Origin of the sequence: Siccirubricoccus soli (genome assembly GCF_024178315.1) — a bacterium.
GTDB lineage: Bacteria > Pseudomonadota > Alphaproteobacteria > Acetobacterales > Acetobacteraceae > Siccirubricoccus > Siccirubricoccus soli.
On the sequence record NZ_JAMZIK010000191.1, the window covers coordinates 1 to 11648 of the forward strand.

An 11648-nucleotide genomic window follows, 5' to 3' on the forward strand; every position below is an offset into this window, starting at 1 on the left:
GCGCCCGGCGGCGCCGGCGCCGGAGCAGCGCAATCCGCGGCTCTGGGCCGGAAATGGCGGGGCGCCGATCCCGGAGATCGGCTTCCTCGGCTTCGATGCCGGCCGCCCGGCGGTGGCGCCGCCGGATGCGGCGCCCGTGGCGCGGCGGTCCGGCCGTGGCTGAGCCGCGCGCTGCCATCGTCAGCGGGGCCAGCCGCGGCATCGGGCTGGCCATCGCGGAACGGCTGGCCGCCGATGGCTGGCGCGTGCTGCTGGCGGCCCGCAGCGGGGAGGCGCTGGCCGAGGCGGCGGCGCGGCTGCCCGGCGCGGTGGCGCATGCCGCCGACCTGCGGGACCCGGCGGCGGCCGAGGGCGCGGTGGCGGCGGCGGTGAAGGCGTTCGGCCGGCTGGACTTGGTGGTGAACAGCGCCGGCGCGACCCAGCGCGGCGATTTCCTCGAACTCTCAGACGCCGCCTGGGAGGATGGCTTCGCCCTGAAGCTGCATGGCGCGGTGCGGCTGACCCGCGCCGCCTGGCCGCATCTGCGGGACGCGGGCGGCAGCGTGGTGATGATCGCGGGCGTCGGTGGCCGGGTGGCGAGCGCCGATTTCACCATCGGCGGCAGTGTCAACGCCGCGCTGATGAACCTGACCAAGGCGCTGGCCGACAAGGGCGTGGCGGAGGGGGTGCGGGTGAACTGCATCAACCCCGGCAGCATCCGCACCGGCAGGCTGGAAGGCCGCATCGCCACGGTGATGAAGGAGAAGGGGCTGGACCGCGACGCCGCGGCGGCGGAGCTGGCACGGCAGACCGGCGTCGCCCGCTTCGGCGAGCCGGCAGAGATCGCCGGCGTCGTCGCCTTCCTGGCCAGCGCGGACGGCGCCTATCTGCAGGGCGCCTTGCTCGACGTGGATGGCGGCTGGGTGCGCGCGGTCTAGAGCAGATCGCGTTCAGCTGGAATCATCTAAACGCGTGAAGATGCGCGCAAACAACGGCCTGGAGCATGCTGCGTGAGCGCAAGCGAACGCAGCATGCTCTAGATCCCCACGACGTCGCTGCGCGCCGTCGCGGGGCCCCAAGAGGCGCCGGTTGACGGCAGGCTTCGCGTAGCCTGTTACGGCAGGCGGCGCCGGGGCCGACCTCTCCCCCTGCTTGGGAGGCATCGGTCGGGAGCCGCCCCGGTTCCGTCGCCGCGTCCGCCAAGGGCGCGTCCGGTACGGGCCGCGGGCCTGTTCGGCGGAGCGGCTGGCTCGGTCCTCTCCGGCGCGGCGATCCGCAGGCCACGGTCCGGAAGGGCGGTTACATCGAGAGATAGCCGCCATCGACCGGCAGGATGGCGCCGGTGACATAGGTGGATAGCGCGGAGGCGAGGAAGAGGACGGGGCCGACCAGCTCCTCCGCCTCACCGACGCGGCCCATCGGAGTGCGGGCTTCGAAGCGGCCGCGCACCGCGGGGTCGGCCAGGGCGGGCGCGGTCATCGCCGTGGCGATGACGGCGGGGGCGATGGCGTTCACCCGGATGCCGTCCTTCGCCAGCTCGGCGGCCAGGCCCTTCGTCAGCTGCATCACCGCGCCCTTGCTGGCGGAGTAGTGGGTGGTGCCCGGGTTGGTGATGAGGGCGGCGATGGAGGCGATGTTCACCACGCGTCCCTTGGTGCGGCGGAGCTGGTCCAGGCAGGCGATGGCCATGTTGGCGCTGCCGGTGGCGTTGACGGTGAGGAGCTGGTCCAGCTCCTCCAGATATTGCGGTTCCGCGGGGTGGGCGCGGCGGAGGATGCCGGCGCTGTTCACCAGGATGGAGACGGGGCCGAGCGCGGCCTCGATGGCGGCGGCGGTGGCCCGGCAGGCGGCGCGGTCGGCGACATCCAGGGCGAAGGCGGCAGCCTGGTGCCCCTGTTGCGTCAGCTCGGCGGCCAGGCTTTCGCAGCCCGCAAGGTCGAGATCGGCGAGCGCGACCCTGGCCCCTGAGGCGGCGAGCCCGCGGGCGATGGCCGCGCCATTGCCGCGCGCCGCGCCGGTGACAAGGGCGATATCGCCGTTGAGCAGCCCCGGCAGGGTGGTGATGGCCTGGTGGTTCAGCATGTCAGGTCCCGACTCAAGGTTTCCAAAGGCCCTTCGGCCTTTGGCGGAGGGAGTTTGAGGGAGGCAGAGCCTCCCTCAAGCAGGCGGTAGCCAATTGTGCAGCGCCAGCCCGCCATCCACGACGATGGTGGTGCCGGTGACGTAGCCCGCGAAACGCTCCGCCAGCAGCGCCACCGCCATCTTCGCCACGTCTTCCGCCTGGCCCAGCCTGCCCATGGCGATGCAGGCCGCCAGCTTCGGATCCGCCTGGAAGCCGCCGCCGGCGATGGCGCCGGGGGCGATGGCGTTCACCCGGATGCCGTGCGGCCCGAGCGCCCGGGCCAGCTCCTTCATCACCATGGTCATGCCCGCCTTGCTCGCGGAGTAGTGCGGCAGGTTGCGCGGCGTCTCGGCATGCAGGGAGGTGACGAAGACCATCCGGCCGGGGATGGCGTTCTTCCGCATATGGCGGCCGATCCCCTGCCCCAGCACGAAGCCGGCGCGGAGGTTGACATTGACCATCCGGTCCCAGGCCTCGGCCGAGACCTCCATCGCATGCTCCGCCTCCAGCCGGCGGGGGCTGGCGGCGTGGATGAAGAGGGAGAGGCGCGGCGCCGCCTCCAGCACCGTGCGGAGGAGCGTTTCGGCCCCCTCCGGCGCGGCCAGGTCGCAGGCCAGGAAGCGGTGGGGCAGGCCGAGGGCCTCGGCGAATTCCTCCCCCGCGGCGGCGTTGTTGTCTGCCAGGATCAATTCGGCGCCCTCGGCGGCCAGGGCGGTGGCGGTGGCGCGGCCGATGCCGCCCGCGGCGCCAGTGATGAGCGCGATCTCGCCTTCCAGCAGCATTGGCGGGTCCTCCCCTGCCGCCCCAGGCTGGCCCTTGCGGCGCCGGGCCGCAAGCCGGTTGCCGCCGGCAGCGGTCCGGGCCATGCTTGGTCGAACGACCTTCCCGGGATGAGGAGAAGAGCCATGCATGACCTGGTGATACGCGGCGGAACCATCGTGGATGGCACCGGCGCCCCCCGCTTCACCGGGGATGTCGCCATCGATGGCGACAAGCTCGTCCAGGTCGGCGGCAAGGCCGGGCCCGGCAAGCGGGAGGTGAATGCCGAGGGCAAGCTGGTGACGCCGGGCTGGGTGGATGTGCATACCCATTACGACGGCCAGGCGACCTGGGACCCGGTGCTCGCCCCCTCCTCCTGGCATGGCGCCACCACCATCATGTTCGGCAATTGCGGCGTGGGCTTCGCGCCGGTGAAGAAGGCGCACCACCAGGCGCTGATCGACCTGATGGAAGGCGTCGAGGACATCCCCGGCATCGCGCTCGCCGAAGGGCTGAAATGGGATTGGGAGAGCTTCCCGGAATACCTCGACGCGCTGTCCCGGCTGCCGCGCACCATCGACGTGGCGGCGCAGGTGGCCCACCACCCGCTGCGCGTCTATGCGATGGGCGAGCGCGCCATCAACCGCGAGATGGCGACGGCGGACGATATCGCGCTGATGGCGCGGCTGACGGAGGAGGCGCTGAAGGCCGGCGCCTTCGGCTTCACCACCAGCCGCACGGACCAGCACAAGACCCCGACGGGCGAGCTGGTGCCGGGACGCTATGCCGAGCATGAGGAGCTGATCGCGATCGGCCGCGCCATGGGCCGGGCCAAGCGCGGCGCCTTCGGCATGCTGAGCGATTTCGAGGATGAGAGCGCCGAATTCGGCTGGCTGCGGCAGATCGCCAAGGACAGCAACCGGCCGGTCTGGTTCCTGCTGACGGACCGTTCCTACGACCCGGAGCGCTGGCGCCGGCTGATGGACCACATCCGGGCCGCCCGGAAGGACGGCCTGCCGCTCTCCGCCCAGGTGGCGGGGCGGCCGGTCGGGCTGATCCTCGGCCTCACCACCTCACTCAACCCCTTCGCGCTGCGCGAGGGCTTCGCCGAGCTGGCGCGGCTTTCGCCCGAGGAACAGCTGGCGCGGCTGCGGGACCCCGAGGTGCGGGCGCATATCCTCTCGCAGGAGGCCTCGCCGCGGCTGATGGAGGTGCTGCCGCCGCTGTCGCGCCAGATCGCGACGCGCTGGGACCGCATGTACGATCTGGGCGGGGTGCCCGACTACGAGCCGCCGCCGGAGAAGAGCATCGCGGCGCTGGCGGCGAAGACCAACCAGAGCCCGCAGGAATACTGCTACGACTTCCTGACCGGCGGCGACGGCAAGCGGATGCTGTACTTCCCGGTCACCAACTACGTCCATGGCGACCTGGAAGTGGTGCGGGAGATGATCACCGACCCGCACACCGTGCTCGGTCTCTCGGATGGCGGCGCGCATTGCGGCGTGATCTGCGACGCCTCGCTCAACACCACCATGCTGACGCATTGGGTGCGCGACCGCACCCGCGGGCCGCGGCTGCCGCTGGAATTCGTGGTGAAGCGGCAGACCAGCGAGACGGCGGACTTCTTCGGCTTCCATGACCGCGGCCGGCTGCAGGCGGGCAAGAAGGCGGATGTCAACGTCATCGACTTCGAGGCGCTGAAGCCGCACCACCCGGAGATGATCTACGACCTGCCGGCCGGCGGGCGGCGGCTGGTGCAGCATGTGGATGGCTACGACATGACCATCTGCGCGGGGATGCCGATCTTCGAGAAGGGCGTGGAGACGGGGGCGCGGCCGGGCAAGCTGGTCCGGGCGATGTGATAGGTCGAGGGAGGCTCTGCCTCCCTCGGGCTCCCTCCGCCAAAGGCCGAAGGGCCTTTGGAAACCATGAGTCTCAGGGCCGTGGGTTCAGCCTACGGCCTGGGCCGGCAGGCCCAGATTGGGTTGCAGCAGGCCAAGGGCGGCGACCTCGCCGATCACCACCAGCGCGGGGGTCGGCAGCGCGGCGCGGCGGGCATCCAGCGTGCAGGTGCCGAGGGTGCTGCGCAGCACCGCCTGGCCCGGCAGCGACGCCTGGGCGACGATGGCCACCGGCGTTTCCGCCGCCCGCCCCGCCGCCAGCAGGCGCAGGGCGATCTCGTCCAGCTTCGACAGCGCCATGAAGGCGGCAATGGTGCCGCCGGCCCGGCCCAGCGCATCCCAGTCCACACCGCCGGGCAGGGCACCGCCCTCGTCATGGCCGGTGACGAAGGTGACGGCGCTGGCGGTGCCCCGATGCGTCAGCGGCACGCCGGCCGCGGCCGGCGCCGCGGTGCCGGCGGTGACGCCGGGGACCACGCGCCAGGGGATGCCGGCCTCGTTCAGCGCCCGGGCTTCCTCCCCGCCGCGGCCGAACAGGAACGGGTCGCCGCCCTTCAGGCGCACCACGCGCAGCCCGGCCCGGGCGCCGGCGATGAGCCGGGCATTGATCTTCGCCTGGGGCATGGGCGCATTGCCCTTGCGCTTGCCCACCGCCACCAGCGTAGCGTCGTGGCGGGCGAGGCGCAGCACGGCGCGGCCGGGCAGCGCATCATGCAGCAGCAGGTCGGCGCGGCCGATGGCGCTGGCGGCGCGGCGCGTCAACAGGCCAGGGTCGCCCGGCCCGGCCCCGACCAGCCAGACCTCCCCCGGGGCGGGGCCTTCGCCGCTGGCCAGGGCGGAGCCATAATCCACATAGGACATTCGTGTAAATCCACCGCGCACCCCGCATTTCAGCCTTCCCGCGCCGGGATGCAAGCCGGAATCCCGACGCAACTCCACAATCCACGCCGGCGACTTGATAAAAACCATCTGCGTCGTTAAATCCAGCAGACCTACGCTGCCCCAGCGTGCAGCCGAGCGGCCACAGGACATTCCCCGCATGAGCACTCCCACGAAGGCGCGCCCAGCCACCGCCCCGCTGGCCTTCACCGGCAACCGCCTGCGCGATGGCCGCGTGGTCTGGCTGGGCGAAGGCGGCGCCTGGGTGGACCAGCTCGCGGGGGCCCGGATCTTCCCGCCGGAGCAGGCGGCGGAGGGCCTCGCCCTGGCGCAGCAGGGTGAGCGGCAGCAGCTCGTCGTCGGCGTCTATGGCGTGGAGCTGCGGATGGAGGGTGGCGTGCCGGTGCCGGTGAAATTCCGCGAGAGGCTGCGCGTCTCCGGCCCCAGCGTGGCGGCGGAACCCGACGAGTGGCGGATGGCCTCCTGAGATGAACGCCATTGCCCCGCGCCCGGCGGCGCCGATCCCGCCGCATGCCCGCACCTACCGCTATGACGCGGTGGACCGCGAATTCCTGGCCGAGCGCATCGCCGAATTCGAGGGCCAGGTGCAGCGCCGCCTGGCGGGCGAGCTGACGGAGGAGGAGTTCAAGCCGTTGCGGCTGATGAACGGCCTCTACCTCCAGCTCCACGCCTACATGCTGCGCATCGCCATCCCCTATGGCGTGCTGAATGCCGCGCAGCTGCGCCAGCTTGCCTACATCGCCCGGCGCTGGGACCGCGGCTTCGGCCATTTCACCACGCGGCAGAACATCCAGTTCAACTGGACGAAGCTGGAAGACGTGCCGGACATCCTCCGTGCCCTGGCGGCGGTGGACATGCACGCCATCCAGACCAGCGGCAATTGCATCCGCAACGTCACCACGGACGAATATGCCGGCGCCAGTCCGGATGAGGTGGTGGACCCGCGCATCTATGCCGAGATCCTGCGGCAATGGTCCACGCTGCACCCGGAATTCACCTGGCTGCCGCGCAAGTTCAAGATCGCCATCACCGGCGCGCCGCATGACCGGGTGGCGCTGCAGGTCCATGACATCGGGCTGGAAGCCAAGCGGAACGCGGCGGGCGAGGTCGGCTTCGCCGTCCATGCCGGCGGCGGGCTGGGCCGCACGCCGCTGATCGCCACCAAGCTGCGCGACTTCCTGCCGGAGGCGGAGCTGCTCGGCTATCTGGAAGCCATCCTCCGCACCTACAACGCGCTCGGGCAGCGGGACAACATCTACAAGGCGCGCATCAAGATCCTGGTGCGCGACCTGGGCGCCGATTTCGCCAAGGCGGTGGAGGAGGAATATGCCCGCCTGCCGCGCGACCGCTACCGGCTGGATCCGGCGATCATTGCCGCCATCCGCCAGCATTTCGCGCCGCCGCCCTTCCTGGCGCTGAACGACACGCCGCTGCCCGAGGACCCCGCCTTCCGCGCCTGGGCCGGGCGCAGCGTGCGCGCCCACAAGCGGCCGGGCTATGCCAGCGTCACCATCTCCCTGAAGCCGATCGGCGGCATCCCGGGCGATGCCAGCGCCGAGCAGATGGAGGCGGTGGCACGGCTGGCGGAGCGCTTCTCCTTCGGCGAGATTCGCGTCAGCCATGTGCAGAACCTGGTGCTGCCGCATGTGCGGCAGGAGGATCTGGCGGAGCTGTGGGACGGTTTGCGCGAGGCCGGGCTGGCGGCGCCGAATATCGGTCTGGTCTCCGACATCATCGCCTGCCCGGGGATGGATTACTGTGCCCTGGCGACGGCGCGCAGCATCCCGGTGGCGCAGCGGATCTCCGAGCGCTTCGCCGATCTCGACCGGCAACTCGATATCGGCGAGTGCTTCGTCAACATCTCCGGCTGCATCAATGCCTGCGGCCACCATCACGTGGGCCATATCGGCATCCTCGGCGTCGATAAGCGCGGCGAGGAGGTCTACCAGGTGACGCTCGGCGGCTCCGCGACCAATGACGCGGCGCTGGGGGAGCTGGTGGGGCCGGCCTTCTCCTATGACGATGTCGTGGATGCGGTGGAGACGATCCTCCGCACCCATGTGGCGCATCGCCTGCCGGGCGAGCGCTTCATCGACTGCTACCGCCGCATCGGCCTCGCGCCGTTCAAGGAGGCGCTCTATGCCGCTGCTTGAGGATGGGCGCATCATCGACGATGCGTGGGTGCGCGTGGCGGATGATGCGGTGCTGCCGGACAGCCCTGCCATCGTCACCCTGGCGCGACTGCAGCGGGAAGCGGCGCAGCTTGCCGGGCGCAACGCGCCGCTCGGCGTGGTGCTGCCGCCGGATGTGGCGCCGGACGCCATCGCCCCCTTCCTCGACCGGCTGGGGCTGGTGGTGCTGGAGCTGCCGAAATTCCGCGACGGCCGCGCCTTCACCCAGGCCCGGGCGCTGCGCGAGCATCATGGCTTCACCGGTGAGATCCGCGCGGCGGGCCATGTGATCCCGGACCAATATGCGGCGCTGCTGCGCTGCGGCGTCTCCACCGTGGCGGTGCCGGAGGGCGCCGACCCTGCGGTGTGGGATGCGGCGCGGCGCGTGGTCGGCATCGCCTACCAGGCATCGGTGGTGCCGGATTCCCCGCTTTCCCTGCTGCGCCGCAAGCTGGAGATCGCCTGAGATGCTGCGCCGGTCCTTCCTCGCCCTCGGCGCCGCGGCGCTGGCGCGGCCGGCGCTCGCCCAGGCGCCGTGGCCGGCAGAGCGATCCATTCGCTACATCGTGCCCGTCGCCGCGGGCGGCAGCCAGGACATCGTGGCACGGCTCTTCGCGCGGCATCTCACCACCGCCCTGGGCCAGAATGTGGTGGTGGAGAACATGCCGGGCGCCGGCAGCAATATCGGCTATGAGCACGCGGCGAAGGCGAAGCCGGATGGCTACACGCTGCTCGCCGGCTCCGACAGCCTGCCCATCAACAAGGCGCTGTTCCCGAAGCTGGGCTTCGACCCGGTGGCGGATTTCGCGCCGGTGGCGCAGGGCGTCCGGGTGCCGCAGATCTTCGTGGTGCGGGCGGACTCCCCGGCGCGAAGCTTCGAGGAGTTCGTCGCGCTGACCCGGCGGCAGCCGGTGGCGGTGGGCACGCCGGGCAATGGCAGCTTGGCGCATCTGCTGGGCGAGCAGATCCAATCAGCGGTCGAAGTGCGCTGGACCCACGCACCCTATCGCGGCGGCGCCCTGGCGGTGAACGACCTGCTGGGCGGCAGCCTGCAGGGCGTGCTGATCAATATCGGTGCAGTGGCGGACCATGTGAAGGTCGGCCGTCTGCGCGGGCTGTTCGTTTCCTCCGCCGCGCGGACCCGGGCGCTGCCGGACGTGCCGGCGCTGGGCGAAGTCGGCTTCCGCGGCGCGGAGGCGGTGGGCTGGCATGGCATCGTCGCGCCGAAGGGCGTGGACCCCGCCATCGTCACCCGCATCCACGCGGCCATCGGCGGCATCCTGAAGCAGCCGGAGGTGGCGGAGCGCGTCGCGGCGCTGGGGCTGGAGCCGGCGGACGCGCCGCCCGAGGCGCTGGGCGCGCTGATCCGCGCCGATGCGGCGCGCTGGGCGGAGGTGGTGCGGCGCGCCCGCATCCAGCCCGACTGATGCTGCCCCTCTCCCTCGACATCGCCGCATGGCGGGTGCTGCTGGTGGGCGATGGGCGGGCCGCGCTGGCGCGGCTGGAGATGCTGGAGGCGGGCGGCGCGCGCGACCTGACGGTGTTCGCGCCCGGCGCCTCCCCGGCGCTGCGCAAGAAGGCCGGGGCGCGGCTGGTGGAGCGGCTGCCCGAGGCGGCGGAGGTCGCCGCCGCGCGGCTGCTGCTGATGGCCGGGCTGAGCGAGGCGGAGAGCGCGCGGCTGGCCGAGATCGCCCGGGCGCACCGCGTGCTGGTGAATGCGGAGGATGTGCCGCCGCTCTGCGATGCCTATGCGCTGGCCATGGTGCGGCGGGGCAACCTCGTCATCGGCGTCTCCACCGAAGGGCGGAGCCCGGCCTTCGCGCGCGGCCTGCGGCAATGGCTGCAGCACCGCTTCGGGCCGGAATGGCAGGCGCGGCTGGAGCAGGCAGCGGCGCTGCGCGCGCGGCTGCGGCGCGGCGGCGCCGCCCCGGCCGCCATCACCGCCGCGACGGCCGAGCTGCTGGAGGATTGGCTGCCCGACCCGCTGGCCGCGCCGGGCCGTTCGCGCGAGGGCTGAGCCCGGAAGGACGCCATCGCCTCCGGGCGCGGAATCGCGCTCGACGGCGTCGAGCGCACCTGAAGCCCCGGCCATGGTGCTGCTTCGATGTCAAGGTGCGCCGAAGGCGCACCGCGCTTCGCGCGGCCTCGTCCTTGATATCGAAGCAGCACCTTGGCCCCTGCGAGTGGTCGCCTTCGACGGTGCCGAAGGCGCATGGCAGCGCCTTCTGCCGCACCGGGCATCACGCTTGCACCCGCACGGCAACGGGTTTCAACTATCCTCTCCGACGCTTCGCCCATGCCGGCGAAGCGCGCCGAGGAGGAGACGCCCCATGCCCTTCCCGCTGCCCGAATCCAACCCGGAGGCCCTCGGCCTCGACCCCAGGCCCCTGGCGCGGCTCTGTGCCGTCATTGAGCAGCACATCGCCGAAGGCCGCCATCCCGGCGCCCAGGTGGCGGTTGCGCGGCATGGCAAGCTGGCGTTGTTCAGGAGCTTCGGGAAGGCCCGGGTCGCGCCGCAAGGCGCGCGGGGCAATGCGTCCCCGGATGTGGCGGCCGACGACCGCACCCTCTTCCTCATGTACTCCAACACCAAGGTCGTCACCGCCGCCGCGGTCTGGACGCTGGTGGAGGATGGCAAGCTGCGCTTCAACGACCCGATCGCGCAGCACATTCCGGAATTCGCCGCGCATGGGAAGGGCGGCATCACCGTACTGCAGCTTCTCACTCACCAGGGCGGCTTCCCCAGCGCGGTCGTGCCGGCGGAGATCATGCTGGACCATGCCGCAGTGCGGCGCACGGTCTGCAACTTCACCCTGGAATGGACCCCTGGCAGCAAGGTGCAATACCACCCGGCCGCGGCCCATTGGGTGGCCGCCATGCTGATCGAGGCGCTGACCGGCCAGGATTTCCGCGACTACATCCGCAGCCGCATCCTGGCCCCGCTCGGGCTGGAGAACGACGTCTTCGTCGGCCTGCCGGAGAGCGAGCACGGCCGCGCCGCCGACATCTACGACCCGCCGCAGGATGGCGCCTTCGTGCCGCGGGCCGGGGAGAACCATCCGCAGCACCACATCGCCGGCATCCCCGGTGGCGGCGGCTACGGCACGGCGCGCGGCATGGCGGCCTTCTACCAGGCGCTCGGCGCCGGCGGGGCGCTGGGCGGCGTGCGCATCCTGGCGCCGCGCACCCTCGAATACGTGACGCGGAATTTCACCGGGGAGCGGATCGACGAATATATGGGCCTGCCCATGCATCGCGGCATCGGCCCGCATTCCCGCGGGGAGTGGCCGGTGGCGCGCGGCCTCGGCGCCATCGCGCATCCACGCACCTTCGGCCATGGCGGCGTGGGCAGTTCCTATTGCTGGGCGGACCCGACCAGCGGCGTCTCCTTCGCCTTCTTCTCCAATTGCCGGCAGGGCAATGAGTGGCACGAGGCGCGGATGGATGTGCTGAGCAACCTCGCGCACATGGCGATCCTTCCGGGGTAGGGGCACGCCGCGTCCCCCGGGCGGTTTCACGCCGGGCGTGCCGGCGGAAGCCGCCCCAGCCGCTTGCGCTGGCCGGTGCCTGCCGCGGAAGCACGCCCGCTATCCGAGGAACGAGGCGAAGCCGCCTAGAGCAGATCGCGTTCAGATGGAATCATCCGAACGCGTGAAGATGCTCACAAACAACGGCCTAGAGCATGCTGCGTGAGCGCAAGCGAACGCAACATGCTCTAGCGGTGTCGTGGAGAAGCTCAATGCCGCCGCGTCAGCAGGCTGACCATCAGCACCGCCACCAGGGCGATGGTGGCCGCGCGGTGCTCGGCCATCCATT

General features: G+C 71.6%; 11 protein-coding genes. 8 read left to right on the plus strand and 3 right to left on the minus strand.

Annotated elements, in window-relative coordinates; translation table 11 throughout:
- Positions 1-155: 155 nt before the first annotated feature.
- Complete coding sequence (locus tag NJ376_RS25075) at positions 156-917, plus strand: SDR family oxidoreductase (protein ID WP_252956027.1); 762 nt, start codon at positions 156-158, stop codon at positions 915-917.
- Between the two features lie 361 nt (positions 918-1278).
- On the opposite strand, the gene NJ376_RS25080 is transcribed toward NJ376_RS25075, so the two are convergent.
- Entirely contained in the window at positions 1279-2061 is a 783-nt protein-coding gene (locus NJ376_RS25080; protein WP_252956029.1) for an SDR family NAD(P)-dependent oxidoreductase, read from the minus strand.
- A gap of 75 nt (positions 2062-2136) precedes the next feature.
- Positions 2137-2883, minus strand: a complete 747-nt coding sequence (locus tag NJ376_RS25085; RefSeq protein ID WP_252956031.1) for an SDR family NAD(P)-dependent oxidoreductase — start codon at positions 2881-2883, stop codon at positions 2137-2139.
- Positions 2884-3006: 123 nt separating this feature from the next.
- Between NJ376_RS25085 and NJ376_RS25090 the strand changes: the two genes are divergently transcribed.
- Positions 3007-4722 carry an N-acyl-D-amino-acid deacylase family protein gene (locus tag NJ376_RS25090; protein WP_252956033.1) on the plus strand — a complete coding sequence of 572 codons (1716 nt, stop codon included), beginning with the start codon at positions 3007-3009 and terminating at the stop codon, positions 4720-4722.
- Positions 4723-4809: 87 nt separating this feature from the next.
- Here NJ376_RS25090 and cobA read toward each other — a convergent pair whose 3' ends face one another.
- On the minus strand, positions 4810-5622 hold the full coding sequence (gene cobA / locus NJ376_RS25095) for a uroporphyrinogen-III C-methyltransferase (protein ID WP_252956035.1): 813 nt from the start codon (positions 5620-5622) through the stop codon (positions 4810-4812).
- A gap of 178 nt (positions 5623-5800) precedes the next feature.
- Here cobA and NJ376_RS25100 point away from each other — a divergent pair, with 178 nt between their 5' ends.
- The 6 genes from NJ376_RS25100 to NJ376_RS25125 all read left to right on the plus strand — a co-directional run bounded on the left by NJ376_RS25100 (position 5801) and on the right by NJ376_RS25125 (position 11320).
- Positions 5801-6127: a DUF2849 domain-containing protein gene (locus NJ376_RS25100; RefSeq protein ID WP_252956037.1), complete on the plus strand. Its 327-nt coding sequence runs from the start codon at positions 5801-5803 to the stop codon at positions 6125-6127.
- Between the two features lies 1 nt (position 6128).
- Positions 6129-7814, plus strand: coding sequence for a nitrite/sulfite reductase (locus NJ376_RS25105; RefSeq protein WP_252956039.1), 1686 nt, complete (start codon positions 6129-6131; stop codon positions 7812-7814).
- Positions 7801-8298, plus strand: coding sequence for a DUF934 domain-containing protein (locus tag NJ376_RS25110; protein ID WP_252956041.1), 498 nt, complete (start codon positions 7801-7803; stop codon positions 8296-8298). Before NJ376_RS25105 ends, NJ376_RS25110 begins: the two co-directional genes overlap by 14 nt.
- 1 nt (position 8299) lies before the next feature.
- The gene (locus NJ376_RS25115) at positions 8300-9259 is read left to right on the plus strand and encodes a Bug family tripartite tricarboxylate transporter substrate binding protein (protein ID WP_252956042.1); all 960 of its coding nucleotides are present in this window, start codon (positions 8300-8302) and stop codon (positions 9257-9259) included.
- Positions 9259-9849, plus strand: a complete 591-nt coding sequence (locus tag NJ376_RS25120) for a precorrin-2 dehydrogenase/sirohydrochlorin ferrochelatase family protein (protein WP_252956044.1) — start codon at positions 9259-9261, stop codon at positions 9847-9849. The genes NJ376_RS25115 and NJ376_RS25120 overlap by 1 nt, the downstream gene beginning before the upstream one ends.
- 313 nt (positions 9850-10162) lie before the next feature.
- On the plus strand, positions 10163-11320 hold the full coding sequence (locus NJ376_RS25125; RefSeq protein ID WP_252956046.1) for a serine hydrolase domain-containing protein: 1158 nt from the start codon (positions 10163-10165) through the stop codon (positions 11318-11320).
- The last annotated feature ends 328 nt before the right edge of the window (positions 11321-11648 follow it).

What these genes read in the sequence shown, in the direction of transcription:
- NJ376_RS25080 (WP_252956029.1), bottom strand. Translation starts at nt 2,061, where the DNA reads ATGCTGAACCACCAGGCCATCACCACCCTGCCGGGGCTGCTCAACGGC.
- NJ376_RS25085 (WP_252956031.1), bottom strand. Translation starts at nt 2,883, where the DNA reads ATGCTGCTGGAAGGCGAGATCGCGCTCATCACTGGCGCCGCGGGCGGC.
- NJ376_RS25090 (WP_252956033.1), top strand. Translation starts at nt 3,007, where the DNA reads ATGCATGACCTGGTGATACGCGGCGGAACCATCGTGGATGGCACCGGC.
- cobA (WP_252956035.1), bottom strand. Translation starts at nt 5,622, where the DNA reads ATGTCCTATGTGGATTATGGCTCCGCCCTGGCCAGCGGCGAAGGCCCC.
- NJ376_RS25100 (WP_252956037.1), top strand. Translation starts at nt 5,801, where the DNA reads ATGAGCACTCCCACGAAGGCGCGCCCAGCCACCGCCCCGCTGGCCTTC.
- NJ376_RS25105 (WP_252956039.1), top strand. Translation starts at nt 6,129, where the DNA reads ATGAACGCCATTGCCCCGCGCCCGGCGGCGCCGATCCCGCCGCATGCC.
- NJ376_RS25110 (WP_252956041.1), top strand. Translation starts at nt 7,801, where the DNA reads ATGCCGCTGCTTGAGGATGGGCGCATCATCGACGATGCGTGGGTGCGC.
- NJ376_RS25115 (WP_252956042.1), top strand. Translation starts at nt 8,300, where the DNA reads ATGCTGCGCCGGTCCTTCCTCGCCCTCGGCGCCGCGGCGCTGGCGCGG.
- NJ376_RS25120 (WP_252956044.1), top strand. Translation starts at nt 9,259, where the DNA reads ATGCTGCCCCTCTCCCTCGACATCGCCGCATGGCGGGTGCTGCTGGTG.
- NJ376_RS25125 (WP_252956046.1), top strand. Translation starts at nt 10,163, where the DNA reads ATGCCCTTCCCGCTGCCCGAATCCAACCCGGAGGCCCTCGGCCTCGAC.